This is a genomic window from Rhizobium sp. RU20A, from assembly GCF_900155885.1.
Lineage (GTDB): Bacteria > Pseudomonadota > Alphaproteobacteria > Rhizobiales > Rhizobiaceae > RU20A.
The window spans coordinates 1-25,948 of the sequence record NZ_FTMB01000004.1 but is presented as its reverse complement, the minus strand read 5'-3'; the positions used below and the strand labels follow the sequence as shown (position 1 = coordinate 25,948).

Genomic DNA, 25,948 nt, shown 5'->3' with positions numbered 1-25,948 from the left:
CGGCGCGGTGCGCCTCAGGCGGCTTCCCGGAAGCGGTAACCGACACCGTAGAGCGTTTCGATCATGTCGAAGTCAGTATCGACCATCTTGAACTTCTTGCGCAGTCGCTTGATGTGGCTGTCGATGGTGCGGTCATCAACATAAACCTGTTCGTCATAGGCCGCATCCATCAGCGCGTCACGGCTTTTGACGACGCCGGGACGTTGCGCCAGCGAATGCAGAATGAGAAATTCGGTGACGGTCAGAGTCACCGGCTCGTTCTTCCAGGTGCAGGTGTGGCGCTCCTGATCCATCACGAGTTGGCCGCGCTCCAGCGAACGGGCCTGAATATCCGCCGATTTTGCGCTGCCGGCCGGCGCTGCCGCGGCAGCCTCGCGGTTGGCGGAGCGGCGCAGGATCGCCTTGACGCGCTCCACCAGCAGGCGCTGCGAAAAGGGCTTGGTGATGAAATCGTCGGCACCCATTTTCAGGCCGAAGAGTTCGTCGATTTCCTCATCCTTTGAGGTGAGGAAGATGACCGGAATATCCGACTTCTGGCGCAGGCGGCGCAGAAGCTCCATCCCGTCCATGCGCGGCATCTTGATGTCGAAGATCGCAAGGTGCGGCGGCCGGGCCAGAAGACCGTCGAGCGCTGAAGCGCCGTCGGTATAGGTCTCCACCTTGTACCCCTCCGCTTCAAGCGCGATCGATACCGATGCGAGAATGTTGCGGTCGTCGTCAACGAGGGCGATGGTCTGCATCTTTCCGGGCTCCATTCATTGTCGTTTGCCGCGCCCTGTCGTTGACGGACCCGGGCTCGTCCCTCAACGCGGCGCGTGGCGTGACGGTTACATGAGGATAAAGGTGGAACAAATTGTGGCAAGTGGCCAGAGGGATCCGGCTGTGTCTTCTGGGTGTCACCACGAAACAGCAGGCTCAAACGATTTAAAAAATACGACTATTTTATTAAATCGATTAATATACTGATATCATTCGTCTTTTAACCAAATCAAGCTTGCGGATTTAAAAAAGCCTTTCTATAGTCCTCGCAGAATTCAACGTGTTTACCTGATCGGAAGGACAAGGGGACCATGGAGGAAATCGGCATCCGCAACCCGGCGCTCGCACTCGAGGCCATCGGTTTCAGCGACCTTTCGACCGTGCGCTACAATTTTGCAGCCGCCGAGCTCTACGAGGAAGCGATCCGCAACGGCGAAGGCAAGGTTACCGCACACGGTGCCTTCAGCGCCGTCACCGGTCAGCACACGGGCCGTTCCCCCAAGGACAAGTTCGTCGTTCGCACCGCCGAGACGGAAGACCAGATCTGGTGGGACAACAACAAGCCCATGTCGCCCGAGTACTTCGAGGTGCTGCGGCAGGACATGCTGGCCCACGCCCGGGGCATGAACCTTTACGTGCAGGATCTCGTCGGCGGCGCCGATGCGGACAATGCCCTGCCGACCCGCGTCGTCACGGAATTTGCCTGGCACTCGCTCTTCATCCGCAATCTGCTGATCCGTCCGGAGCGCTCTGCGCTCGCAGCCTTCGTTCCGAAGCTGACGATCATCGACCTGCCGAGCTTCAAGGCCGATCCTGCGCGCCACGGCTGCCGCACGGAAACGGTCATCGCCTGCGACCTCGTCAATGGAATCGTCCTCATCGGCGGCACGTCCTATGCCGGCGAAATGAAGAAGTCGGTCTTCACGGTTCTGAACTACCTTCTGCCCGCCAAGGGCGTCATGCCCATGCATTGCTCGGCCAATGTCGGCCCCGATGGCGACAGCGCCGTTTTCTTCGGCCTTTCCGGCACCGGCAAGACCACGCTCTCGGCCGACCCGAAGCGCACGCTGATCGGCGATGACGAGCATGGTTGGGGCGAGCACGGCATCTTCAACTTCGAAGGTGGTTGCTACGCCAAGGCGATCCGTCTCTCGGCCGAAGCCGAACCGGAAATCTTCTCCACGACCCGCCGTTTCGGCACCGTCATGGAAAACGTCATCCTCGACGAAAACCGCGTGCCGGATTTCGACGATGGCTCTCTGACGGAAAACACCCGCTGCGCCTATCCGCTGGACTTCATCCCGAACGCCAGCGAAACGGGCACGGCCGGCCATCCTAAGACCATCATCATGCTGACCGCTGATGCCTTCGGCGTCATGCCGCCGATCGCGGAACTGACGCCCGAGCAGGCCATGTATCACTTCCTCTCCGGCTACACCGCCAAGGTCGCCGGAACGGAAAAGGGTGTGACCGAGCCCGAGGCCACGTTCTCGACCTGCTTCGGCGCGCCGTTCATGCCGCGCCATCCGGCCGAATACGGCAACCTGCTCAAAGCGCTGATCGCCCAGCACGGCGTCAAGTGCTGGCTCGTCAACACCGGCTGGACCGGTGGCGCCTATGGCGTCGGTCGCCGCATGCCCATCAAGGCCACGCGCGCCCTTCTGACCGCAGCGCTGGACGGCTCGCTCGCCTCGGCCGAATTCCGCGCCGACCCGAACTTCGGCTTCCGCGTTCCGGTTTCGGTTCCGGGCGTCGATACGGCCATCCTTGATCCACGTTCGACTTGGGCCGACAAAGGCGCCTACGACGCCCAGGCCAGGAAACTGGTCGACATGTTCGTGCGCAACTTCGAGAAGTTCGAAAGCCACGTCGATGGTTCGGTCCGCGACGCTGCTCCCGGTCTGAAGATGGCCGCAGAATAAAGTCCTCGGTGGGAGGATTCACGTGAAACCCGGTGCGCCCTCTGGCGTGCCGGGTTTTGCGTTTTCTGCCGCTCCAGCCTCACCATGCGCGACGGGTCTTTCTCCGGCGGCCGTTCCGTGGCAAGGAACCGCAAGGAGACACCGATGGCCAGCCAACCGCTGTATGTGACAGAGACAATCGTGCTTGCGGGCTGGGAACTGACCGAGCAATTCGTGCTGGCCGGGGGCCCCGGCGGTCAGAACGTCAACAAGGTCTCCACGGCAGTCCAGCTTTTCTTCAACATTCTCGCCTCTCCGGCCCTGACCGACCGGGTGAAGCGAAACGCCATCAGACTTGGCGGGCGTCGCGTGTCCAATGACGGCGTGCTGATGATCGAGGCGAGCCGCTTTCGCAGCCAGGAGCGCAATCGGGAAGATGCACGCGAACGGCTGAAGGAGCTGCTGCTCGAAGCCGCCGCCCCACCTCCGCCGCCGCGCAAGAAAACGCGCCCCACCCGTGGCTCCGTGGAACGGCGCCTGAAGGAAAAGGCAGGGCGCGGCGAGATCAAGCGCCTGCGCGGCAAATCCGACGGGGACTGATCCCGGAACCTTCGCGCCCCGTAGGGATTGGGCTGCCTGAGGTGACGCGCCTGATCCCCGCCTGACCTTGGCAAATCGCCGTAAAATGCGCACTGCCCGCGCAAACAAGCGCGGCGGGTACGCGAAACCGCCTCAACAAGGAAAATCCATGCTCGTTCTGCCCAAGGGCGTCCGTCACCTCCCAGGATATTTCGACCGCACCCAGCAGGAAGCGCTGGTCGAGGAGATCAGGTCCGTGGTCGCCGCCGCACCCCTCTATGTTCCGGAAATGCCGAAGACCGGGAAGCCCATGTCGGTGCGCATGACCAATTGCGGGACGCTTGGCTGGGTGACGGACAAGGCGCGCGGCTATCGGTATCAGCCGCTGCACCCGGCAACGGGCGAGCCCTGGCCGGCCATCCCCGCCTCGCTGATGGCGCTATGGGAGACGGTGAGTGGGGCGGAAAAAGCGCCCGAGGCGTGCCTCATCAATTTCTATGGCGAAACCGCCAAAATGGGCCTGCATCAGGACCGCGACGAAGCCGACCTCAGCTGTCCGGTTGTCTCGGTCTCGCTAGGGGATGACTGCCTGTTCCGCATCGGTGGCACCGAGCGCGGCGGGCGCACCGTCTCCTTGCGGTTGATGAGCGGCGATGTGCTCGTATTCGGGGGAGAAAGCCGCCTCGCCTTCCACGGCGTCGACCGCATCTATCCCGGCACCTCGACGCTTTTGAAGAACACCGGGCGCATCAATCTGACGCTGCGCCGCGTTACCGTGTAGCCCCGCTCGCTAAAGTTTGCGCAGCGCCACTGTCTCGGTCAGGTGATTCGGGCCCTTCTCGATGATCAAATCGGCGCGCGGCCGGGTCGGCAGGATGTTCTGCCGCAGGTTCTTCAGGTTGATGTTCGACCAGAGCCCCTCGGCAATGGCGAGCGCTGCTTCTTCCGAAATGGTCGCATAGCGATTGAAGAAGGACTCCGGGTTGCGGAACGCCGTCTCGCGCAGGTGCATGAAACGGTTGACGTACCAGCTGTGGATCAGCGTCTCGTCCGCGTCGATGTAGATCGAGAAATCGAAGAAGTCCGACACCATCGGCACGATCTTGCCATCTTCCGGCAGGTTGCGGGACTGCAGAACGTTGATGCCCTCGAAAATGAGGATGTCCGGCCGGTCGATCGTGCGGAACTGATCGGGCACCACATCATAAGTCAGGTGCGAATAGGTGGGCGCCTGCACATTCGGTTGCCCGGCCTTGATGGCGGAGAGGAAGCGCAGCAGCGCGCCGATGTCATAGCTTTCCGGAAAGCCCTTCCGGTCCATCATGTTCTGGCTCTGCAGCACCGCATTTGGATAGAGAAAGCCGTCCGTGGTGACGAGATCGACCTTCGGACTGGACGGCCAGCGCGACAGAAGCTCGGCGAGGATACGCGCCGTCGTCGATTTTCCCACCGCCACCGACCCGGCAATCCCGATCACGAACGGCGTCTTTGTCTCGTTGGGCATGTTGAGAAAGCGCTTGCGCTGCTCGTAGAGTCCCTGCGACGAGACGACATGGGCCGAGAGAAGACGCGACAGCGACAGATAGATGCGACGAACCTCTTCCAGATCGATCGGGTCGTTCAGCGATCGCAGCCGCCGCACCTCGTCTTCCGTCAGCGTCAGCGGCGTGTCGGCACGAAAGCGGGCCCATTCCTCGGCCGAAAAGAACCGAAACGGCGAATAAGTGCCGTTGTCGTAACGATCGGGAATATCAGCCGGAGCGGGATCTTTGGCCAGCATTGTCGTATCAGCTTTTCCGGCTCGCTTTTTCGTCTATGCCGGAACGGCCCGTGCGGCGCTCCAGTTCGTCATAGACATCCTGCAACGCAATTCCTGAAATTTTCAATACGACCATGAGATGATAGAGGAGATCGGCACTCTCGCTGACGATTTCGTCACGATTGCCGCCAATGGCCGCGATCACCGTTTCGACGGCTTCTTCGCCGAGCTTTTTCGCCGCGCGCCCCTGTCCCTGCGAGACGAGCTTCGCCGTCCAGGATTCCTCCGGCGACGCCTTGGCCCGGTCGGCGACGATGCTTTCGAGATGTTCGAGCGTAAAATCCGTCATGGCGCGGCCTTTCTCAGTCGAGCCGCATCGCGATACCGGCGGCTGCCATGTGCCGCTTCGCTTCGCCAATGCTGTAGGTGCCGAAATGGAAGATGGAGGCAGCAAGAACGCCCGTCGCGTGGCCCAGCTTCACACCATCCACGAGATGGTCGAGCGTGCCTACGCCACCGGATGCGATGACCGGCGCACGGACCGCATCGGCAACGGCCCGCGTCAGCGCGATATCGTAGCCGATCTTGGAGCCGTCCCGGTCCATCGAGGTCAGAAGGATTTCGCCCGCGCCGAGATCCACCACCTTGCGGGCAAAGTCGATCGCATCGATCCCGGTCGGCTGGCGCCCGCCATGGGTGAAGATCTCCCAGCGATCCGCTTCGCCCTCACCGGACACGCGCTTGGCGTCGATGGCGACGACGATGCACTGGTTGCCGAACTTGTCGGCGGCTTCGGCAATGAAGTCGGGATTTTTCACCGCCGCCGTGTTGATCGACACCTTGTCGGCACCGGCCAGCAGCAGCTTTCTGATGTCGCCGACCGCCCGCACGCCCCCGCCCACCGTCAGCGGCATGAAACACTGCTCGGCGGTCCGCGCCACGACATCAAAAATCGTCTCGCGATTGTCGGAAGATGCGGTGATATCGAGAAAGCAGAGTTCGTCCGCCCCCGCCGCATCATAGGCCCGGGCCGCTTCGACCGGATCGCCGGCATCGATGAGATCGACGAAGTTGACCCCCTTCACCACCCGTCCGTCCTTGACGTCGAGGCAGGGGATGACACGTGCCTTGAGGCTCATGACGCGTCTCCTTCGCGGGCTGCGCGGATCAGGCTGAGCGCCTCGGCCGGATCGATGCGGCCGTCATAAAGGGCGCGGCCGGAAATGGCGCCTTCCAGCTTGCGCGCGTCGGGTGCCGTGAGGCGGCGGATGTCGTCGATGGAGGCAAGGCCGCCCGAGGCGATGACGGGGATGGAGACCGCGTCGGCGAGCGCGAGCGTCGAATCCCAGTTGATGCCGGCGAGAATGCCGTCGCGGTCGATATCGGTGTAGATGATCGCTGCCACACCGGCGCCCTCGAATTTTTTCGCCAGCTCGATGACGCCGAGTTCGGAGGCTTCCGCCCAGCCTTCCACCGCCACCTTGCCGCCCTTGGCGTCGATGCCGACGGCGACCTTGCCCGGGAAGGCCTTGCAGGCCTCGATCACCAGGTCCGGCTGACGCACGGCAACGGTGCCAAGAATGACGCGGGCCAAGCCGCGCGACAGCCAGCTTTCGATATGGTCGAGCGTGCGGATGCCGCCGCCGAGCTGCACCGGGTTCTTTGTCGCCTTGAGGATCGCATCGACGGCCGCGCCGTTGACGCTTTCGCCTGCGAAGGCGCCGTTGAGATCCACCACATGCAGCCACTCGAAACCCTGCTCTTCGAAGGCGAGTGCCTGGGCGGCCGGGTCGGTGTTGTAGACGGTTGCCTGCTCCATGTCGCCGAGCTTGAGGCGCACGCACTGGCCGTCCTTGAGGTCGATGGCGGGAAAAAGGATCATGTCAGGGCTTCCAGCGCAGGAAATTCGAAATGAGGGCGAGGCCGAGCGTCTGGCTCTTTTCCGGATGGAACTGCGAGCCGGCCTTGTTGCCGCTGGCAACGAAGGCGGTCACCGGCCCGCCGTAGTCGGCGGTGGCGACCACGTCGCCGGGCCGCGTGGCCGCGAGATGATAGGAATGCACGAAATAGGCATGCAACCCGTCCGGCCCGGTCGGGATACCCTCGAACAGCGGATGCGGCTGTGCCAGCGTCAGCGTGTTCCAGCCAATCTGCGGGATTTTGAGGGCGGGATCGGTGGGCGTCATCTCCACGACATCGCCTGCGATCCAGTCGAGACCCGCCGTCACGTTCTTTTCCAATCCGCGCGAGGACATCAGTTGCATGCCGACGCAGATGCCGAGGAAGGGCCGGCCAGCGGCTTCAACCGCGTCGCGCAGCGCCTCGACCATGCCCGGCACCGCATCCAGCCCGCGCCGGCAATCGGCATAGGCGCCGACGCCCGGCAGTACGATCCGGTCGGCGCTCGCAACGCGCTCGGCCTTGTCGGTGAGCTCGATTTCGGCTGCAAGACCCGCTTCGCGGGCAGCCCGTTCGAAGGCTTTGGTGGCCGAGCGCAGATTGCCGGAGCCGTAATCAATGATGGCGACGCGCATCAGCGTTCCCCGTAATGTCCGAACAGGCCGAAGCCCGGTGTTGAAGAGGAGGGCGCCTTCCCGCCGGATGCAGCCGGCAGGACGATCGCAGTCTGGGTGCCCTGCCCTGCCGTGGCGACCGGATGCCGGCCGGCGAAGTAAAGGCTTTCCGCCGCATCGCGGCTGACATCGGCAAAGGCGGCCCGCAGGGTCCAGCCCCGTGCCTCAAGCTGCCGGGCCATCAGCGTGCGTCCCTCGAAGGCGACGAGAAGGCCGAGGGCGAGGCCGCCGAACAGCCCGATCTCGGGCCGTTGCAGTCCGGCTGCGATCCCCCAGAGGCCGAACTGAAGCAGGGCGGCGGCGATGCCGAACACCCATGCGCGCTGGCACAGAAGCCAGATGGCCGGAAAGAGAAAGGCGAGCGGCGCAAAGCCATCCTTGATGAAGACGGCATGCTCATCCCGGTCTGCGGCGCCCGGCGGGGTGAGGACGAGATAGCGGCCCATGATCATGCCCTTCCTTGGGCTCAGGCGAGCGTGCCCTTCGTGGAGGGAACGCGTCCGGCCTGGCGAGGATCGATTTCCGTCGCGGTGCGCAGCACGCGGGCGACGGCCTTGAAGCAGGTCTCGGCTATATGATGGTTGTTGGCGCCGTAGATGTTCTGCACATGCAGCGTGATGCCGGCATGCTGGGCGAGCGCCTGGAAGAATTCGCGTACCAGTTCCGTGTCGAAAGTGCCGATCTTCGGCGAGGAGAATGTAACGTTCCAGACGAGGAAGGGCCGGCCGGAGACATCCACCGCCGCCTTCGTCATCGTCTCGTCCATGGCAAGATCGAGCGAGGCATAGCGCGTGATACCCTTGCGGTCGCCAAGCGCTTTTGCGAGCGCCTGGCCGATGGCGATGCCGGTGTCCTCGACCGTGTGGTGGTCGTCCACATGCAGGTCGCCCTTGGTGCGGATCTCCATGTCGATCAGGGAATGGCGTGACAGCTGGTCGAGCATGTGGTCGAAGAAACCGACCCCCGTCTCGATCGTCGAGGTACCGGTGCCGTCGATGTTGATCGACACGGACACATCGGTCTCGTTCGTGCGGCGCGAAATGCTCGCCGTTCTCTTGTCAGCGTCCGACATCGTCTTCCCTTCCGTCAAACCTGCCGCTCCTTAACAGGGCATATCGCAAATATCCAGCCGGTTGAGGGGGCAATGGCGCGGCGGCGTCCCATGCATTGCATTCCCTGCCGCCCTGCTTACATGTGCAGCAGCACTGAAAAGAGCGGGCTGCTCCAACAAGGCCCGCAAGGAAAGACGATGAGCGAACACAATCCCTACGGAACCATGCATGCCACGACCATCATCACCGTGCGCAAGGGTGGCAAGGTTGTCATGGCCGGCGATGGCCAGGTCAGCCTTGGCCAGACCGTCATGAAGGGCAATGCCCGCAAGGTGCGCCGCATCGGCAAGGGCGACGTCATCGCCGGTTTTGCCGGCGCCACAGCAGATGCCTTCACGCTGCTCGAGCGCCTGGAAGCCAAGCTCGAGCAGTACCCCGACCAGCTGATGCGCGCGGCCGTGGAGCTGGCCAAGGACTGGCGCACCAACAAGTACCTGCGCAATCTGGAGGCCATGATGCTGGTCGCCGACAAGTCGATCACCCTGGCGATCACCGGCAATGGCGACGTTCTGGAGCCGGAACACGGCACGCTCGCCATCGGCTCGGGCGGAAACTACGCCTATGCCGCGGCCCGCGCCCTGATGGATACGGACAAGTCGGCCGAGGAGGTGGCGCGCCGCGCCATGGAAATCGCCGGCGACATCTGCGTCTACACCAACGGCAATATCGTGATGGAAGTGCTCGACGCGGCCTGAGGGAGCGACGGCACGACCGGTGAAAGTTCTGCCGCCGGATGCCAGCCTCTCCAAGGTGGCGCCAGCGGTGACGAAAGGAACGACATGAGCAATTTTTCCCCCCGCGAGATCGTGTCCGAGCTGGACCGTTTCATCATCGGCCAGAAGGATGCCAAGCGCGCGGTCGCGATTGCGCTGCGCAATCGCTGGCGTCGCCAGCAGCTGGACGACAGCCTGCGCGATGAAGTGATGCCGAAGAACATCCTGATGATCGGCCCGACCGGCGTCGGCAAGACAGAGATTTCCCGCCGCCTTGCCAAGCTCGCCGGCGCGCCCTTCATCAAGGTCGAGGCCACCAAGTTTACCGAAGTCGGCTATGTCGGCCGCGATGTGGAGCAGATCGTGCGCGATCTCGTCGAGGTCGGCATCGGCCTCGTGCGCGAGAAGAAGCGCGCCGAGGTGAAGGCGAAGGCCCATCAGAACGCCGAGGAGCGCGTTCTGGACGCGCTGGTTGGCGCCACCGCGTCGCCCGCGACCCGCGAAAGCTTCCGCAAGAAACTGCGCGCCAACGAGTTGGACGACAAGGAAATCGACGTCGAGGTCGCCGAGAACGCCTCGCCTTCCGGTGGCTTCGAGATCCCCGGCATGCCCGGCGCCAATATCGGCATCCTGAACCTCTCGGAAATGTTTGGAAAGGCCATGGGCGGTCGCACCAAGAAGGTGCGCACCACCGTGAAGGAAAGCTACCAGGTTCTTATCAACGACGAATCCGACAAGCTGCTCGACAATGAGCAGATCCAGCGCGAAGCTGTGCGTGCCGCCGAAAACGACGGCATCGTCTTCCTGGACGAGATCGACAAGATTGCCGCGCGTGACGGCGGGGTTGGTGCCGGTGTTTCACGTGAAGGCGTGCAGCGCGACCTGCTGCCGCTGGTCGAAGGCACCACGGTCGCGACAAAGTACGGCCCGGTGAAGACCGACCATATCCTCTTCATCGCGTCGGGCGCCTTCCATGTGTCGAAGCCGTCCGATCTCCTGCCGGAGCTTCAGGGCCGCCTACCGATCCGTGTCGAGCTGAAGGCGCTGACCAAGGATGATTTCCGCCGCATCCTGACGGAAACCGAGGCGAGCCTCATCCGTCAGTACAAGGCGCTGCTCGAAACCGAGGAGGTCACCCTCGACTTTACAGATGATGCCATCGACGAGCTGGCAGCCGTTGCCGTGCAGCTCAACGCCAATGTCGAAAACATCGGCGCACGGCGTCTGCAGACGGTGATGGAGCGGGTGCTGGACGAAATCTCCTTCGTTGCGCCCGACCAGCCCGGCCAGTCGGTGACGATCGATGCGGCCTATGTGAAGGCCCATGTCGGCGATCTCGCTGCCAACACCGATCTGTCGCGCTTCATCCTGTGACATTTCCGCGACCGGCGGCGGCCAAAACGCTGCCGGTCACGGAATTCTTAACCGCGACTTCCTCGACTTTGCCGCCTTTTGGGACTACCTCCCTGCGCAGTGATTGCGCCGTGCGGAACCTCCCAGAGATGGCGCGCCAGGCGCGCATGCGCCCAGACTGCCAACGGGAAGATCATGCTTCATCGCCTCAAGGCCTTCATTGCTGTCGCTGCCATCTGCCTCCTGCCCTTCGGCGCCGCTGCCGAAGGCGTGCTGAAGGTGCCGGATGGAAATCGCAATGCGGAGCAGCCGGCCATCCCGGGCGCATCGAAGCGCCGCACCAAGGCCGGCCGCACGACATTTGACGCGAAATACGACAAGGTCCATGATCTCCTGGCGAACGACAAGCGACTGATGTCGAAGATCAAGTCGACGGCGGGCGCCTATGGAATCGACCCGATCCATATCATCGGCGCCATCGTCGGCGAGCACACCTATAACGTGGACGCGTATGACCGCCTTCAATCCTATTACGTGAAGGCCGCCGCCTATGCTGGCGACAGCTTCCGCTTCGATTATGACGGCGAGAAGATCGACGAATTCGTTGATCGCCCCCAGTTTGCCGATTGCGACCGTGCCAAAGGTTCCTACCTCCTCTGGAGTTGCCGCGAACGAGTGTGGGAGACCACCTTCCGCGGCCGTGTGGTCGGCGGCAAGTCTTTCCCGGACAATCGTTTCAGCGCCGTCTTCTTCCAGCCATTCTTTGCTGGTCAAACCTTCGGGCTCGGCCAGATCAACCCGCTGACGGCCTTGATGATGACCGACGATGTCGCGCGCGTCTCCGGCTATCCGCGCCTTGATGAAAATGACGCGTCCGGCGTCTACAACGCGATCATGGATCCGGATATCTCGCTGGCCTACATGGCCGCCTCGATCCGGCGTTCCATCGACGCGTATAGACGCATTGCGCACATGGACATCTCCGGCAATCCTGGGATTACGTCCACGCTGTACAACATCGGCAATCCCGATCAGCGCGCAGCCGCCCTTGCCGCGCGCAATCGCGGTGCGGCAAACCCGGTCTGGCCGGAAGAGAATTATTACGGCTGGCTTGTCAACGATCGCATCCGGGAGCTTCGCGCGCTCCTTTGAGACCGGGTCAGACAGGGCGCCGATGGCAGGAGAGAGAAGCGCCCTTGACCAGCATGACACTGACCAGCACCGCCACGGACATAGGCGGTTTCAGCTTCGAGCCCCCGGCGCCGGTGCCGCGCACGGTGCCACCGTCTTCGCTTGAAATCCTGCGCACGGTCTGGCGCAATCCGCTGGAGTTGTGGGGCGAGCCGTCCTACACGTTGCCCTGGATTCACACCCGCTTCGTCACGCAGCGCACCATCATCGTCAATGATCCCGGCCTCATTCGCTATATCCTCGTCGAGAACGTCGCCAATTACGAAATGTCGGCCGTCCGCCGACTGATCCTCCGCCCCATCCTGCGCGACGGCCTTCTGACCGCCGAGGGCGAGATCTGGAAACGCTCGCGCAAAGCCATGGCGCCGATCTTTGCGCCGCGCCACGCCCATGGCTTTGCCGACCAGATGCTGGAGCGCAGCGAAAATTTCATCGCGCGCTATGCCGACGCGAAACGCGGTCCGCTGGAGGTCAACATTGCCGAGGACATGACCGTCCTCACCTATGAAATCCTCTCCGAAACGCTCTTCTCCGGCGAGATTGCCACCGAGACCGAAGGTTTTGCCGACGCGATCGAGGAATTGCTGCATCGCATGGGCCGAGTCGATCCCATGGATGTGCTGCTGGCACCCTCCTGGGTGCCGCGCTTTACCCGTGTCGGCGGCAAGCGTGTCATGAAGCGCTTCCAGGGCATCGTCGAGGACACGATGGAGATGCGTCGCAAGCGCCTGCGTGACGATCCCGCCGGAGCGCCGCAGGACTTCCTGACCTTCCTGATGCAGCAGGAGGGGCCGGAGGGCCTGTCCCGCGAGGAGATCGCCGACAACATCCTTACCTTCATCGGCGCCGGCCACGAAACGACGGCAAGGGCGCTTGCCTGGACGCTCTATTGTCTTGCCAACACACCCGCCTACCGTGCCCGCATGGAGGCTGAGATCGATGCCGTTCTCGCCGAAGGCGCCGCTCCCGTAACGTGGCTGGAGCGCATGCCCCAGACCCGCGCCGCCTTCGAGGAGGCGCTGCGGCTCTATCCGCCGGCACCCTCCATCAACCGCGCCGCCATTGCCGCCGATCGCTGGGTCTCGCCTACGGGCGAAGTGGTGGAGATCGATGCGGGCGTGAATGTGCTGGTCATGCCCTGGACACTGCACCGGCACGCGCTTTTGTGGGATCAGCCGCGCGTCTTTCGTCCCGAGCGCTTTCTGCCCGAAAACCGCGATCGCATTCACCGGTTCCAGTATCTTCCTTTCGGGGCCGGCCCGCGCATTTGCATCGGCGCGACCTTCGCGCTTCAGGAGGCCGTCATCGCGCTCGCCGTCCTCATGCACCGCTTCCGTTTCGACCTGTCGCCGAAGACCGAGGCCTGGCCGGTGCAGCGGCTGACCACCCAGCCTAGGGGCGGCCTGTACCTGCAGGTGACGGCCCGCCCGTGATGCGCCCGCCCGTTCCGCCCTGCACGGCATCGACGGGCGAGGCCGCCGCGCCCGGCTCCAGCGTCGGCCGCGCCGGCTTCTTGATCGTCTTGATGGCCGCGCAGGTCGCCTCTCCCACGCCCTCGCAAGGCTTGTAGATCACGATCTCGCTGCCCGCACCGTCGTCCCAGACGGCCTGCACCGCGATCGTCTCGACCGTACCGGCCGGAAAAGTCGTGTAGACGTAATCGACCGAGTCGGTCTCCGGGATCGAGAAGGGAATGTGGGGATTGCATTTGCCAAGCGGGAAGCGCTTGTCCAGCGCGTCCGAATTGATCGAGTAGCGGATTTCCGACAGCCGGCAATGCATCGTCTGCAATGGAGTGAAGTAGATGAGCTGCTTGCCCGAAAAGTTGCGGAACTGCACCCACCCCGTCGTCTTGTTCGCATCCAGCATCGCCTTGTAGATCGCGACATCGGGAAGCTGGACCTTGTACTCTTCCTCGCTGCCCTCCTGCGCAAGGACCGCAGACGCAAACAGGCTGATAATGGCAGCAAAGGCAGATGCAAGACGCAACATCGGCAGTTCCTCGCAAATCGGCGCATGGACGACGCGTCCGGCCATGGCATTTCGGTCGGGCTTGTCATATCACCGGGACCGCCCGGCAGAAAGCCGGACCGATTTTCCCGTTGCCGGCTCTTTGCGAAGGGCCGGCGCTCCAGTGGACTGAGACGTGACCGAACAGCTTCTTCTCGGCATCGATACCGGCGGCACCTATACGGATGCCGTTCTCTTCAGCGAAGCGCGCGGCGTGATTGCCAAGGCCAAGGCGTTGACCACCCGGCATGACCTGTCGGTGGGGATTGCCGGTGCCGTTGATGCGGTGCTGGCGCAGACCGAGGTTGCCGCCTCGGCCATCTCCCTCGTCTCACTCTCCACCACGCTCGCTACCAATGCGCTGGTCGAGGGACAGGGCGGCCGCGCCGGCCTCATCATGATCGGTTTCGACCCGCAGGATCTGGCCCGCGACGGCCTTGCCGAAGCGCTTGGCACCGATCCGGTCCTGTTCATCGCCGGCGGCCATAATGTGCATGGTCATGAAACGCCGCTCGACATCGACGCTCTCGATGCTGCCTTGCCGGCACTCGCCGGAACCGTCTCCTCCTTCGCTGTCGCCGGCTATTTCGCGGTCCGCAATCCCTCCCATGAGCAGCGCGTGCGCGAGCGCATCCGTGCGCTTTCGCACCTGCCCGTCACCTGCAGCCATGAACTCTCGTCGAAGCTCGGCGGCCCACGCCGGGCGCTGACGACGCTTCTGAACGCCCGGCTGGTCTCGATGATCGACCGGCTGATTGCCGCCTGCGAGGGCTTCATGGCCGCGCGCGGCATCGCGGCACCGATGATGGTGGTGCGCGGCGACGGTGCGCTGATGGCGGCCGGCCAGGCGCGGCTGCGGCCCATCGAGACCATCCTGTCCGGCCCCGCCGCTAGCCTCGTCGGCGCCCGTTACCTGACAGGCCTCGACAATGCCGTCGTCTCCGATATCGGCGGCACTACCACGGATGTCGCGGTTCTCGATGCCGGCCTGCCGCGGCTTGATGCCGAAGGTGCCGTGGTTGGCGGTTTTCGCACCATGGTCGAGGCAGTCGCCATGCGCACCTTCGGCCTTGGCGGTGATTCGGAGGTGCGCATTGATGCGCGCGGCCTTGCGGCCCGCATCGATCTCGGCCCACGTCGCCTTCTGCCGCTCAGCCTTCTGGCCCACCAGCATGGCGCCGTCGTGATCGGAGTGCTGGATCGCCAGCTGAAGGCCGCCTTTCCGGGCCGCCATGACGGACGCTTTGCGGTGCGCACCGGCCTGCCGGACAGCTTCGCCGCCGGCCTTAACGCGCAGGAGCAGACGCTCTATGCCCGCATCGGCTCCGCACCCCTGCCGCTTGGCGATCTTCTGACGACCACGCCGCAGAAGGCGACCCTGGACCGTTTGGTGGCGCGCGGCCTCGTCCACATTGCCGGCTTTACGCCCTCCGATGCCATGCACGTGCTGGGGCGCCAGGGACAGTGGGATACGACAGCTGCCTGTCTGGGCGCTTCCCTTCTGGCTCGCATCCGCGATGGCCGCGGTCAGCCCATCGCAATAAGGGAGGAAGAACTGGCGCTCGCCGTCGCCGCGCGCATGACGCGCCAGTCTTGCGATGTCATCCTTGCCTCCTGCCTTGCCGAAGACGGTGTTCCCGGTGTCGATCCGGCCCAATCGCCGGCAATTGATCGGGCTCTGGTTCACGCGCCGGGCATCGTTCGCTTTTCGCTGTCGCTCGATCGTCCGCTCGTCGGCCTCGGGGCCTCGGCGCCCGTTTATTACCCTGCGATCGCCGCTGGCCTTGGCGCAGAAGCCGCAATCCCGGCCGAGGCCGATGTCGCCAACGCCGTGGGCGCGGTGGTGGGGCAGGTCCGCGTCTCCATGACCGTCTTCGTGACGGCGCCTGAGGAAGGCCTCTTCGTCATCAATGGCGGCGGCGAGAGCCATATGCGCAACCGGGAGGACGAGGCCTTCGAGACGGCAAGGGTTCTGGCACAGGCAAAGGCACGTGCCGCCGCCATCGCCAACGGCGCCGACGAGCCTGTTGTCCATCTCGTCGAAGAGATCGACGCGCCCGAGATCGAGGGGCGGCCGAAGCTGGTCGAGGCCCGCTTCATCGCGACCGGCAGCGGGCGGCCGCGCGCCGCCCGAAATTGATTGTTTCCTATCTGGAGATAATTTTTCGCATTTTCGCACGGTTGACTGGTCATCGATCCGTGACACACTCCGCGCCACATCAGTTTGGCTCGGGAGTTCGCCATGGCATCCATCGAAAAACACGGTCTGCGGTTTGACGCAGCCCTCCATGATTTTCTTGTCTCGGAGGCGCTTCCGGGCACGGGCGTGGATCCTGAGGCCTATTTCGAAGTCTTCGGCCGGCTGGTGGCGGATCTTTCGCCGAAGAACCGCGCCCTTCTCGCGCGTCGTGATGATCTGCAGGCGCAGATCGATGCCTGGCACCGCGAGAACGGCGCGCCCAGTGACCTTGCCGCCTACGAAGCCTTCCTGCGCGAGATCGGCTACCTCCTGCCCGAGGGGCCGGCTTTCACCGTGTCCACCGACAAGGTCGATGCGGAAATCGCCACCATTGCCGGCCCGCAGCTGGTCGTGCCCGTCATGAATGCGCGGTATGCGCTGAATGCCGCCAATGCGCGCTGGGGTTCGCTCTACGACGCCCTCTACGGCACCGATGCGCTGGGTGACCTGCCCGCCGGCAAGGGCTACGACACGGCACGCGGCGCCCGCGTTGTCGCCTGGGCAAAGTCCTTCCTCGACAAGAGTCTGCCGCTCGCTGGCGGTAAGTGGGCCGACGCCACGGGCTTCGAGTTCGAAAATGGCGCGCTCTTTGTCGATACGGCCGCCGGCCGCACCGGCCTTGCCGATCCCGGCCAATATGTCGGCTTCAAGCGGGAAAGCGACACGGCCTACCGCCTCTATTTCCGCACCAACGGTTTGCACACGCTCGTCTTCATCGATCCCGACAGCCTGATCGGCAAGGACGATCCGGCCGGGATCGCCGATGTCGCGCTGGAATCGGCGATCACCGCCATCATGGACTGCGAGGATTCCGTCGCCGCCGTCGATGCCGAGGACAAGGTCACCGTCTATCGCAACTGGCTCGGCCTGATGAAGGGTGACCTGACGGAAGAAGTCACCAAGAACGGCAAGACCTTCACCCGCAAGCTCAGCGGCGATCCGACCCTCACCGGTCCGGACGGCAAGGGTGTCACCCTGCCCGGCCGCTCGCTGATGCTGGTGCGCAATGTCGGCCACCTCATGACCAATCCGGCCATTCAGGACGCCGATGGCAAGGATGTGCCGGAAGGAATCATGGATGCTATGATCACCGGCCTCATCGCCCTGCATGACATCGGGCCGAACGGTCGCCGGATGAATTCGCGCGCCGGCTCCATGTATGTCGTCAAGCCGAAGATGCACGGCCCGGAAGAGGTAGCCTTTGCCTGCGAGATCTTCACCCGCGTCGAAGAGGCCCTCGGAATGGCGCAGAACACCATCAAGATGGGCATCATGGACGAGGAGCGCCGCACCACGGTCAACCTCAAGGAATGCATCCGGCAGGCCCGCGAGCGCGTCGTCTTCATCAACACCGGCTTCCTCGACCGGACCGGCGACGAGATCCATACCTCCATGGAAGCCGGCCCGATGATCCGCAAGGGCGACATGAAGCAGGCCGCCTGGATTGCGGCCTACGAAAACTGGAACGTCGATACGGGCCTCGAATGCGGCCTTTCCGGCCATGCGCAGATCGGCAAGGGCATGTGGGCCATGCCCGACCTGATGGCGGCGATGCTGGAACAGAAGATCGCCCACCCGAAGGCCGGCGCCAACACGGCCTGGGTCCCCTCGCCCACCGCCGCGACGTTGCATGCCACCCACTACCACGCGATCAACGTCGCCGCCGTGCAGGCCGAGCTCAAGACGCGCCCGCGCGCCAAGCTCGCCGACATCCTCTCCGTCCCGGTCGCCGAGCGGCCGAACTGGACGCCGGAGGAAATCCAGCGCGAGCTCGACAACAATGCACAGGGGATCCTCGGTTATGTCGTGCGCTGGATTGATCAGGGCGTCGGCTGCTCCAAGGTGCCCGACATCAACAATGTCGGCCTGATGGAAGACCGCGCCACGCTGCGCATCTCCGCCCAGCACATGGCCAACTGGCTGCACCATGGCATCGTGACGGAGGCGCAGGTCGTCGAGACCATGAAGCGCATGGCTGCCGTCGTCGACGGCCAGAATGCCGGCGATGCGGTCTACCGTCCCATGGCCGGCCATTTCAAGGATTCGGTCGCCTTCCAGGCCGCGCTCGAACTCGTCTTGAAGGGACGCGAGCAGCCCAATGGCTATACCGAGCCGGTCCTGCACCGCCGGCGCCTGGAGCGCAAGGCAAAGCACGCCCTCTGAAGCCGGATGAGAGGCGCCGGCGGATCGTCCCGCCGGCGTCTCGCTTGGGCACAAACAAAAAGGCCGCCGGAAGCGATCCAGGCGGCCTTTGCGTGTCTGCGATATCGTTCGCTTACTGCTGGACGATGACCTTGGTATTGCGACCCGGGCGAACGCGCGCATAGAGGTCGATGATGTCCTGGTTCATCAGGCGGATGCAGCCCGAAGAGGCGGCGGTGCCGATCGAGGACCATTCCGGCGTGCCATGCAGGCGGAACAGCGTGTCCTTGCCCTCGGCATTGAAGAGATACATGGCGCGCGCACCGAGTGGGTTGCGAATGCCCGGCTCCATGCCCTTCTCGACGTACTTGGCCACTTCCGGCTTGCGCGCGGCCATTTCCTTCGGCGGATGCCAGGTCGGCCATTCCTGCTTCCAGGCGACGTAGGCCTCGCCCTGCCAGGCAAAGCCCTGCTTGCCGACGCCGATACCGTAGCGCACGGCCTTGCCGCCCGGCAGAACGTAATAGAGGAAGCGGTTGGGCGTGTTGACGATGATCGTGCCGGGACGTTCGCTGGTCGGGTATTCGACGATCTGGCGGTGGTACTTCTCGTTCACCTTGCTGATCGGGATCGCCGGCAGGGCGTAGCCATGGTCCTCAACGGCGCCATAATTGCTGGTGAAGATCTGGTTCGTGGCGATCTTCTGCCCGTCAGCGACGGAAGGGGAGGAGTTGGATGAAGTCGAGCAGCCGGCGAGGGAGATGCTGGCCGCCAGGCCGCACAGGAGCAGTGCATTGCGGAAGCGCATGGGTGTCTCTTAAAGAAGGATGAAGTCTGTCCGGGATCGCCCCGACCTTCGACGATTATGGTTTATTTTCGATTAACCCCCGGAATGCAAGGAATTGCGGGGATGCCGCCGATGTCGAAGCCGCAAAAACGAGCGGGCTTGCTTTTTTGCAACAAGCCCCCTGCCCAGCAAGGGAAAGCCGTGACTATCCTTAATGTCCACAGCGACAATCCCCTTAACGACGGTCGCCAGTCCGAGCGCGCACTGATGGTGCGCCGCGGCGTGCAGCGTCTCCTGTCGGAAGCGCGCCATGCCCTTCTGCCGGAGTTGACGCTGCCGACGGGCCGGCGCGCCGACCTCATCACGATGACGCCGAAGGGTGAAATCTGGATCATAGAGATCAAGACCTCGGTTGAGGACTTCCGCACGGATCGAAAATGGCCGGAGTATCGCCTCCACTGCGACCGGCTGTTCTTCGCCACCCATGCCGGTGTTCCCGCCGACCTTTTTCCCGAGGAATGCGGGCTGATCCTGTCCGACGGTTACGAGGCCCACATTCTGCGTGATGCACCGGAGCACCGGTTGCCGCCGGCAACCCGCAAGAAGATTGTGACGATGTTTGCCCGTGTGGCGGCGCAGCGCCTGATGATGGCGGAATGGGCCGCCGGCCGCTCGGATCACGACCGCGCTGCCTTGTCCTCCATCCTGTCCGGCGACCGTGATAGCCCCGCTCAGGAATAGCCGCTGGCCAAGCGATTACTTCGGCGCGCGCTTGGCAAGGATGCGCTGCAGGGTGCGCCGATGCATGTTCAGGCGCCGTGCCGTTTCCGACACGTTGCGCTCGCACATTTCATAGACGCGCTGGATGTGCTCCCAGCGCACGCGGTCGGCCGACATGGGATTTTCCGGCAGTTCCGGCCGCTCACCGGTCCGCTGCAGAAGGGCGTTATAGACGTCGTCGGCATCCGCGGGCTTGGCCAGATAGTCGATCGCGCCCAGCTTTACCGCATTCACCGCCGTGGCAATATTCCCGTAGCCGGTCAGCATGATGATGCGCGTGTCGTCGCGGCGCGCGCGGATCGCCTCGATCACGTCCAGCCCGCTGCCATCGCCCAGCCGCAGGTCCACCACCGCATGACGAGGCGGGTTGCTCTTGGCGCGTGCAATGCCCTCCGCCACGGATTCGGCAGCCTCGACGATAAAGCCACGCGCTTCCATGGCACGGGCAATACGCCGCAGAAACGGACCGTCATCATCGACGATCAGCAGGGAGCGGTCTTCACCGATCGGATCGTCGTGGTCGGAGCCTGTTGCATCGTGTGTGGCATGGTTGGGCGTGTCGGTCATGGCTGTCTTCCGCCGTGGTCCGGCGGGCCTTTCTTCATATGCAAGATGAGATGTATCCATGCTTTCAGTCCTGCGCAACCAAAGGCCGGGTCTTGGCATTCTTGCTGCCGTCTCATAGAAGTCGGCCGCTATCCATCAGAGCGCGCGGCCAGCGGATGCTGACCTGTGCTCCGCCGGCCCCTGCAATCTTGTTTTCGAAGGCAAGGCGTGCACCGGAGCGTTCAAGAAGCGTCTTGGCGATGAAAAGGCCAAGGCCCAGCCCGCCGGCACTGTCGTCCTTTTGCCGCTTTGTTACGTAGGGGTCACCGATACGGATCAGGATGTCAGGCGCAAAGCCCGGCCCATCATCCTCGATGGTCACGCGCACCATTTCCTGATCGTGCTCCACCGTTACCAAAACCTTAGAGGCTGCATAGTCGACGGCGTTCTCGATGAGGTTGCCAAGACCGTAGAGAATGCCGGCATTGCGCAGCCCGACCGGTTCGCTGGCACGGTCTCCGCGCTCCACCACCTCGATTTGGATTCCGAATTCGCGATGCGGTGCCAGCACCTCCTCGATCAGCGAGGACAGTGGCAGGATGCGCATATGTTCCTCGCTTTCCGAGGACAGCGTTGTCAGCCGCCTCAGAATGTCGCGGCAGCGCTCGCTCTGGCTGCGCAGGAGGTGCACATCCTCGCCGTAGCGCGGATCGGCACCCAGTTCGCGCTCCATCTCGCGTGCCACGACGCTGATCGTGGCGAGCGGCGTGCCGAGCTCATGCGCGGCCGCGGCCGCAAGCCCGTCGAGCTGCGACAGATGCTTCTCCCGTTCGAGGATCAGCTCCGTCGCCGCCAGCGCTTCGGCGAGCTGGCTGGCTTCAAGAGAAACGCGGTAAGTATAGAAGGCCGCAAATCCGGTGGTGCAGACCACCGAAAGCCAGGAGCCCGCCGTCAGTTCGAGGGGGATCTTGAGTTCCGTGCCGGGATACCAGGGAAGCGGGTAGGGGGTGAAGGCCAGCGCTGTCACGCCGATGATGGCGAGCGACGCCAGCACGATGCTGTGCGGCTTCGGCTGCAGCGCCGAGGAAATGATGACCGGGACGCAGACAAGCGGCGCGAAGGGATTGGCAAGCCCGCCGGTGATGAAGAGCAGCGCCGTCACCTGTACCAGATCGGTCAGGAGAAGCGCAAAAGCTGTGCCCGGCTTCAGCCGGTGGGCGGAGGGAAAGCGGAAGGTCAGGAAGAGGTTCAGCCAGACGAGCGCGCCGATCAAGAGCGCGCAGGCGCTGACGGGCAGGGGAAAGCTCAGCCACAGATGCACGAAGAGCACGGCCACGGTCTGGCCGGCCACCGCCAGCCAGCGCAGTCGGATGAGCGTCTGCAGGCGAAGCGTGCGCCCGCGGCTTCGCCCGCCGATCGTCTCCAGAAACGCCATGGCCGGTCTCCCCGTTTGGCAAGGATCAGGCCCCGACATGCGGGATTTCAGCCGGTCCGTAAAGGGGCGAGCTGTCGCATCCCCGTCACGCGGCGGTCGGCGCTGAGCCTCCCGCCAGCCTCAAGTGCCGCGCGGCTTGGCCCGATGGGTGGGTGCCGCCTGGGCCGGGTCGTCCGGCCAGGGATGCTTGGGATAGCGCCCGCGCATCTCCGAACGCACATCCTTCCAGGATCCCGCCCAGAATCCCGGCAGATCCCGCGTCATCTGGATCGGCCTCTGGCCGGGCGACAGAAGTTCGAGCAGCAGCGGGATGCGGCCGGCAATGACCGGATGCCGTGTCAGCCCGAACAGCTCCTGCACACGGATCGCCAGCACCGGCTCGTCCCCGTCATAGCGGATCGGATGGCGTTGGCCGGTCGGCGCTTCGAAATGCGTCGGTGCCTGCCGCTCGAGCTCCCGCTCGGCGCCGGGCGGCAGCAATGAGACGAGCGCCTGCCGCAAGGTGGATGCGCCGATGTCGCCAAGCCCGGTGACATCCTGCAGGAAGGGGGCAAGCCACGTCTCGAGCTCTTCGATGAGCGCCGTATCGGACACATCCGGCCAACCATCCGGTGCGGCGCGGTGCAGAAAGGCGATCCGGTCGCGCAGCTGCGCGATTTCCCGCGAGAAGGGCAGGGCCCCGAGCCCGATCTGGCGAATGCCGGCGACAAGCGCGCCTGCCGCAGCCTCTCCCTTTGGCTTCGGTAGGGGGGATTCGTCGAGCACGATGGCACCCAGCCGCCGCTGGCGGCGCCCGCGCGCGCTGCGGCTTGCCGGCTCGAATTCTACCACATCCTCCGTCGTGATTGCCTCTGCCCGCTCCGCTTCCACGAGGCTGCGCGACACGGCTGCGGCTGAGAGAATGCGCTGGCGCCCGGCCCGACCCGTGAGATCGGCAATCACCAGCATCTCCGCACCCGCCAGCCGCTCCGTCTCCTCGATTTCCGCGCCGCGCCCATTTGCCATCACGAAGCGGCCCCGTCCGCCGCGTTGCAGGGCGATCCGATCGGGAAAGGCAAGGAGAAGAAGCGCGCCGGCGCCGGCAGCTGGGGACGAGGATGGACCCGTGGCCTGCCTCATGCGGTTTTCCGCCCTGATGTCGGCGGCCATGCGGCGAGCCAGCGCCCTTGCCCGCTCGGCCCGGTCACCGCCCTCGCGCCGGGCCCGTTGCAATCGTTCGTCCAGATCAAGCGTGGTGCCGCCAAGGCCCTGCTCGCCGATCAGGGTCGCCAGCAGGCAGGCCTCCTCCAAGGAAGCTGCCGGCGCAGACAGCACCATCGCTGCCAGACGCGGCGGCAGCGCAAGATCCTGCATGCGCCGCCCCATGGGTGTCAGCGCGGTGTCCGGCGTCAGCGCTCCGAGGGCCTTGAGCAGCGCAATCGCCTCCGCCCAGCCTGCTTCCGGGGGCGGATCGATGAAGGAGAGGCTGGAGGGATCGTTGACGCCCCAGGCTATCATGTCGAGTGCAAGGGACGAAAGGTCGCTCGCGAGAATCTCCGGCGGCGTATGGGCGGGCATCGCCGCCGTCTGTCCCGAATGCCACAGGCGGATCGCGATACCCGGTTCCGTTCGCCCGGCACGTCCCGCCCGCTGATCGGCCGAGGCGCGCGACACCCGAACTGTCTCCAGCCGCGTGATCCCCGTCGCCGCCTCGTGCACCGGTAGCCGTTGCAGGCCGGAATCGATGACGATGCGGACGCCGTCGATGGTGATCGAAGTCTCCGCAATGGAGGTCGCCAGCACGATCTTGCGGGTGCCCGGTGCCGCCGGCCGGATGGCGGCATCCTGCGCCTTCATGTCGAGATTGCCGTAGAGCGGCACGACCTGCTCGCCGGCACGGGTGCGCGTCGCAAGCCGCTCGGCCACCCGCTCGATCTCCGCGCGCCCGGGAAGAAAGGCGAGGATGGAGCCGGTCTCTTCGTCCAGCGCATCCATGATCGCCTTGGCCACGGCATCCTCGATCCGCTCAAGGCCACTGCGATCCCGGTAACGGATGTCGACCGGATGGCTGCGCCCCAGGCTTTCGATCACCGGCGGCTGTCCAAGAAGCGCCGAGACGCGCTGCACATCCAATGTCGCCGACATCACGAGGATCCTGAGATCGTCCCTGAGCGCGCTCTGCACATCGAGCGCCAGCGCCAGTCCGAAGTCACCGTCCAGCGAGCGCTCGTGGAATTCGTCGAAAATGACGGCGCCGATTCCCGACAGCTCGGGGTCGTCGAGGATCATCCGCGCAAAGACGCCTTCCGTCACCACCTCGATGCGGGTGCGCGCCGAAACGCGCGTGTCGAGCCGCATGCGATAGCCGACGGTCTCGCCGATCGCTTCTGACAGAAGCAATGCCATGCGCCCCGCAGCCGCCCGTGCTGCCAGCCGGCGCGGCTCGAGGAGAATGATCTTCTGGTCCCCCAGCCACTCCGCGTCCAGAAGATGCAGGGGCACCAGCGTCGTCTTGCCCGCGCCGGGCGGCGCGGAAAGAACGGCTCGCCCCCGCGCGCCAAGCGCTTCGCCGACAGCGTCAAGCACGGCACTGACGGGAAGCTCAGGCAGGGAAGGGCGCGCATGGCTCTTGCTCGACATCGGTGCTTGCCCCGTCACCCCTTGACGGTCTCATAGGCGAGGATCGCAGCGGCGAGATCCTCGAGCGCCGCGCCGACCGACTTGAAGAGCGTGATTTCCTGATCGTCCCGCCGCCCGCCATGCCGCTTCGTCACGAGATCGGCCAGCTCGGCCGCAATCGCTGTCCGGTCGATCGCGCCGCTGGCGATCGCCTGCAGAATGTCGCCGCCTTCGCCGAGGACGCCGTCGCGCGTATCGACAAACACCGTGCTTGCCGCAACCGCCGCATCGTCCGTTTCCCGCATGTCCCGCTTGAAGGCGCCGACGAGATCCACATGGGCCCCGGGCTTCAGCCAGCCCCCCCGGATCAGCGGCGTCGTGGAGAGCGTTGCCGCACTGATGATGTCGGCATCGCGAACCGCCGCTTCGAGATCGGTCGCGACCGTCACGGTTACGCCGTGGAGCGAAATCGAACGTGCCGTCTCTTCGGCCTTTATGGGATCGCGCGCCCAGATTGCCACGTCGGTCAGCGCATGTTCGCCGGCATGGGCTGCGACCAGATGTGCAGCCAGCCGTCCGGCTCCGACCATCACCATCTTTCGCGCGCCCGCCCGCACGAGATAGCGGCCGGCGAGGGCCGATGCCGCGGCCGTGCGGCGCGCCGTCAGTTCGCCGCCGTCGAGAATGGCGAGAAGCGCACCGGTCCGGCCATCGGACAGAAGATAGGTGCCAGCAACCGCTGGCAGTCCGCGCGCGCCGTTGCCTGGAAAGACCGAGACCATCTTCAGCCCCATATAGGAACCGGGCACCCAGGCCGGCATCAGAAGAAGGGTCGCTTCCGGCTCACCGGGCACCTCGACGCCATGATGATGGCGCACGGGCATGACGCAGTCGCCACCAAACATCGCAGCCAGCGCATCGATCAGTGGACGATAGGCGAGCGCTGCGCGGGTCTGGGCTTCGTCGAGATACAGCATGGGATCACCTTCATGTGCGGATTGAACCCAAAGCCATATCGCAGCGGCCAAGGGGCGGACAAGACGAGAGAGCGGTGTTGGCACGCCAAGCGTGGCGATCCCGGTCCACAGGCGTGCGGAGAGCCTGAAACAGCGCAGCCAAGGGCCCAAAAGCCGGTCAAAAATCTTGACCATTCGATAAAGATTAGAATTACAACAATAGAATCAACCACTTCCAATTTTCTGTCATTTTTCTGAGATGTTTGCGTTGACAGGTTGGGGTGGGGTGAGTAGAAACCGCCTCACAGAACGAGGGCGGCGGCGCTGCTAGCGACGGACTTCTTCGTTTCTAAGGTTTCACGGAAAACCTGACATGATTGGCCCTGAGGTGATTGGGGCGACGGTTTGGTTTTGCCTGGGATTGACGGTTTGTTCCGTCTGTTTTTTGACAAGTTTGGATAGAGAGAAAGAGAGACGTGGCCGGCGTGGTCTGCGGGAACCGAAAGGTTCTTGGA

At 64.2% G+C, this 25,948-nt stretch carries 25 protein-coding genes; 10 read left to right on the top strand and 15 right to left on the bottom strand.

Annotated elements, in window-relative coordinates; all coding sequences use genetic code 11:
* Positions 1-14 precede the first annotated feature (14 nt).
* Positions 15-740, bottom strand: coding sequence for a response regulator transcription factor (locus F3H41_RS12190; protein ID WP_149738964.1), 726 nt, complete (start codon positions 738-740; stop codon positions 15-17).
* 330 nt (positions 741-1,070) lie between these two features.
* On the opposite strand from F3H41_RS12190, the gene F3H41_RS12185 reads away from it, so the two are divergent.
* From F3H41_RS12185 to F3H41_RS12175, 3 genes are all read left to right on the top strand, one after another.
* On the top strand, positions 1,071-2,681 hold the full coding sequence (locus tag F3H41_RS12185; RefSeq protein ID WP_149738963.1) for a phosphoenolpyruvate carboxykinase: 1,611 nt from the start codon (positions 1,071-1,073) through the stop codon (positions 2,679-2,681).
* A gap of 144 nt (positions 2,682-2,825) precedes the next feature.
* Positions 2,826-3,260 carry an alternative ribosome rescue aminoacyl-tRNA hydrolase ArfB gene (arfB, locus tag F3H41_RS12180; protein ID WP_149738962.1) on the top strand — a complete coding sequence of 145 codons (435 nt, stop codon included), beginning with the start codon at positions 2,826-2,828 and terminating at the stop codon, positions 3,258-3,260.
* A 148-nt stretch (positions 3,261-3,408) separates the two neighbouring features.
* Positions 3,409-4,020 carry an alpha-ketoglutarate-dependent dioxygenase AlkB gene (locus tag F3H41_RS12175; protein WP_149738961.1) on the top strand — a complete coding sequence of 204 codons (612 nt, stop codon included), beginning with the start codon at positions 3,409-3,411 and terminating at the stop codon, positions 4,018-4,020.
* A gap of 9 nt (positions 4,021-4,029) precedes the next feature.
* On the opposite strand, the gene coaA is transcribed toward F3H41_RS12175, so the two are convergent.
* From coaA to hisB, 7 genes are read right to left on the bottom strand one after another with little or no spacing between them, the layout of a single operon-like run.
* Complete coding sequence (coaA, locus tag F3H41_RS12170; protein ID WP_149738960.1) at positions 4,030-5,019, bottom strand: type I pantothenate kinase; 990 nt, start codon at positions 5,017-5,019, stop codon at positions 4,030-4,032.
* A 7-nt stretch (positions 5,020-5,026) separates the two neighbouring features.
* Positions 5,027-5,347 carry a phosphoribosyl-ATP diphosphatase gene (locus F3H41_RS12165; RefSeq protein ID WP_149738959.1) on the bottom strand — a complete coding sequence of 107 codons (321 nt, stop codon included), beginning with the start codon at positions 5,345-5,347 and terminating at the stop codon, positions 5,027-5,029.
* A gap of 13 nt (positions 5,348-5,360) precedes the next feature.
* Positions 5,361-6,137, bottom strand: a complete 777-nt coding sequence (gene hisF, locus F3H41_RS12160; protein WP_149738958.1) for an imidazole glycerol phosphate synthase subunit HisF — start codon at positions 6,135-6,137, stop codon at positions 5,361-5,363.
* Positions 6,134-6,880, bottom strand: a complete 747-nt coding sequence (gene hisA, locus F3H41_RS12155; RefSeq protein WP_149738957.1) for a 1-(5-phosphoribosyl)-5-[(5-phosphoribosylamino)methylideneamino]imidazole-4-carboxamide isomerase — start codon at positions 6,878-6,880, stop codon at positions 6,134-6,136. The genes hisF and hisA overlap by 4 nt, the downstream gene beginning before the upstream one ends.
* A 1-nt stretch (position 6,881) precedes the next feature.
* Positions 6,882-7,532 carry an imidazole glycerol phosphate synthase subunit HisH gene (hisH, locus tag F3H41_RS12150; protein ID WP_149738956.1) on the bottom strand — a complete coding sequence of 217 codons (651 nt, stop codon included), beginning with the start codon at positions 7,530-7,532 and terminating at the stop codon, positions 6,882-6,884.
* The gene (locus tag F3H41_RS12145) at positions 7,532-8,023 is read right to left on the bottom strand and encodes a DUF2628 domain-containing protein (RefSeq protein ID WP_149738955.1); all 492 of its coding nucleotides are present in this window, start codon (positions 8,021-8,023) and stop codon (positions 7,532-7,534) included. Before F3H41_RS12145 ends, hisH begins: the two co-directional genes overlap by 1 nt.
* A gap of 14 nt (positions 8,024-8,037) precedes the next feature.
* The gene (gene hisB, locus F3H41_RS12140; RefSeq protein WP_149738954.1) at positions 8,038-8,643 is read right to left on the bottom strand and encodes an imidazoleglycerol-phosphate dehydratase HisB; all 606 of its coding nucleotides are present in this window, start codon (positions 8,641-8,643) and stop codon (positions 8,038-8,040) included.
* A gap of 177 nt (positions 8,644-8,820) precedes the next feature.
* On the opposite strand from hisB, the gene hslV reads away from it, so the two are divergent.
* The 4 genes from hslV (at position 8,821) to F3H41_RS12120 (ending at position 13,373) form a co-directional block, all read left to right on the top strand.
* Positions 8,821-9,378 carry an ATP-dependent protease subunit HslV gene (hslV, locus tag F3H41_RS12135; protein WP_149738953.1) on the top strand — a complete coding sequence of 186 codons (558 nt, stop codon included), beginning with the start codon at positions 8,821-8,823 and terminating at the stop codon, positions 9,376-9,378.
* A gap of 84 nt (positions 9,379-9,462) precedes the next feature.
* Positions 9,463-10,770 (top strand): ATP-dependent protease ATPase subunit HslU, encoded by a 1,308-nt coding sequence (gene hslU, locus F3H41_RS12130; protein ID WP_149738952.1) that lies wholly within the window; start codon positions 9,463-9,465, stop codon positions 10,768-10,770.
* 174 nt (positions 10,771-10,944) lie between these two features.
* The gene (locus F3H41_RS12125) at positions 10,945-11,901 is read left to right on the top strand and encodes a DUF1402 family protein (protein WP_149738951.1); all 957 of its coding nucleotides are present in this window, start codon (positions 10,945-10,947) and stop codon (positions 11,899-11,901) included.
* A gap of 53 nt (positions 11,902-11,954) precedes the next feature.
* Positions 11,955-13,373 carry a cytochrome P450 gene (locus F3H41_RS12120; RefSeq protein WP_149739184.1) on the top strand — a complete coding sequence of 473 codons (1,419 nt, stop codon included), beginning with the start codon at positions 11,955-11,957 and terminating at the stop codon, positions 13,371-13,373.
* Here F3H41_RS12120 and F3H41_RS12115 read toward each other — a convergent pair.
* Positions 13,333-13,932, bottom strand: coding sequence for a hypothetical protein (locus tag F3H41_RS12115; protein WP_149738950.1), 600 nt, complete (start codon positions 13,930-13,932; stop codon positions 13,333-13,335). The two genes, F3H41_RS12120 and F3H41_RS12115, sit on opposite strands and share 41 nt — an antisense overlap.
* Positions 13,933-14,086: 154 nt before the next feature.
* Between F3H41_RS12115 and F3H41_RS12110 the strand changes: the two genes are divergently transcribed.
* On the top strand, positions 14,087-16,090 hold the full coding sequence (locus F3H41_RS12110) for a hydantoinase/oxoprolinase family protein (protein WP_149738949.1): 2,004 nt from the start codon (positions 14,087-14,089) through the stop codon (positions 16,088-16,090).
* Positions 16,091-16,192: 102 nt separating this feature from the next.
* On the top strand, positions 16,193-18,352 hold the full coding sequence (locus F3H41_RS12105) for a malate synthase G (RefSeq protein WP_149738948.1): 2,160 nt from the start codon (positions 16,193-16,195) through the stop codon (positions 18,350-18,352).
* Positions 18,353-18,464: 112 nt separating this feature from the next.
* Here the strand turns inward: F3H41_RS12105 and F3H41_RS12100 are convergent, their stop codons facing one another.
* Positions 18,465-19,139, bottom strand: a complete 675-nt coding sequence (locus F3H41_RS12100; RefSeq protein ID WP_149738947.1) for a L,D-transpeptidase — start codon at positions 19,137-19,139, stop codon at positions 18,465-18,467.
* A gap of 180 nt (positions 19,140-19,319) precedes the next feature.
* Here F3H41_RS12100 and F3H41_RS12095 point away from each other — a divergent pair, with 180 nt between their 5' ends.
* A complete protein-coding gene (locus tag F3H41_RS12095) occupies positions 19,320-19,859 on the top strand; it encodes an MmcB family DNA repair protein (RefSeq protein ID WP_149738946.1) in 540 nt (179 codons plus the stop codon).
* 15 nt (positions 19,860-19,874) lie between these two features.
* Here the strand turns inward: F3H41_RS12095 and F3H41_RS12090 are convergent, their stop codons facing one another.
* The 5 genes from F3H41_RS12090 to F3H41_RS21435 form a co-directional block, all read right to left on the bottom strand.
* Positions 19,875-20,465 carry an ActR/PrrA/RegA family redox response regulator transcription factor gene (locus tag F3H41_RS12090; RefSeq protein ID WP_149738945.1) on the bottom strand — a complete coding sequence of 197 codons (591 nt, stop codon included), beginning with the start codon at positions 20,463-20,465 and terminating at the stop codon, positions 19,875-19,877.
* A gap of 112 nt (positions 20,466-20,577) precedes the next feature.
* Positions 20,578-21,879: an ActS/PrrB/RegB family redox-sensitive histidine kinase gene (locus F3H41_RS12085; RefSeq protein WP_149738944.1), complete on the bottom strand. Its 1,302-nt coding sequence runs from the start codon at positions 21,877-21,879 to the stop codon at positions 20,578-20,580.
* A 120-nt stretch (positions 21,880-21,999) separates the two neighbouring features.
* Complete coding sequence (gene hrpB, locus F3H41_RS12080) at positions 22,000-24,498, bottom strand: ATP-dependent helicase HrpB (protein ID WP_149738943.1); 2,499 nt, start codon at positions 24,496-24,498, stop codon at positions 22,000-22,002.
* A 14-nt stretch (positions 24,499-24,512) separates the two neighbouring features.
* Positions 24,513-25,454 (bottom strand): ornithine cyclodeaminase family protein, encoded by a 942-nt coding sequence (locus F3H41_RS12075; RefSeq protein ID WP_149738942.1) that lies wholly within the window; start codon positions 25,452-25,454, stop codon positions 24,513-24,515.
* Between the two features lie 281 nt (positions 25,455-25,735).
* Positions 25,736-25,948: hypothetical protein (locus F3H41_RS21435; RefSeq protein ID WP_210246658.1), on the bottom strand; the 213-nt coding region annotated here is incomplete at its 5' end.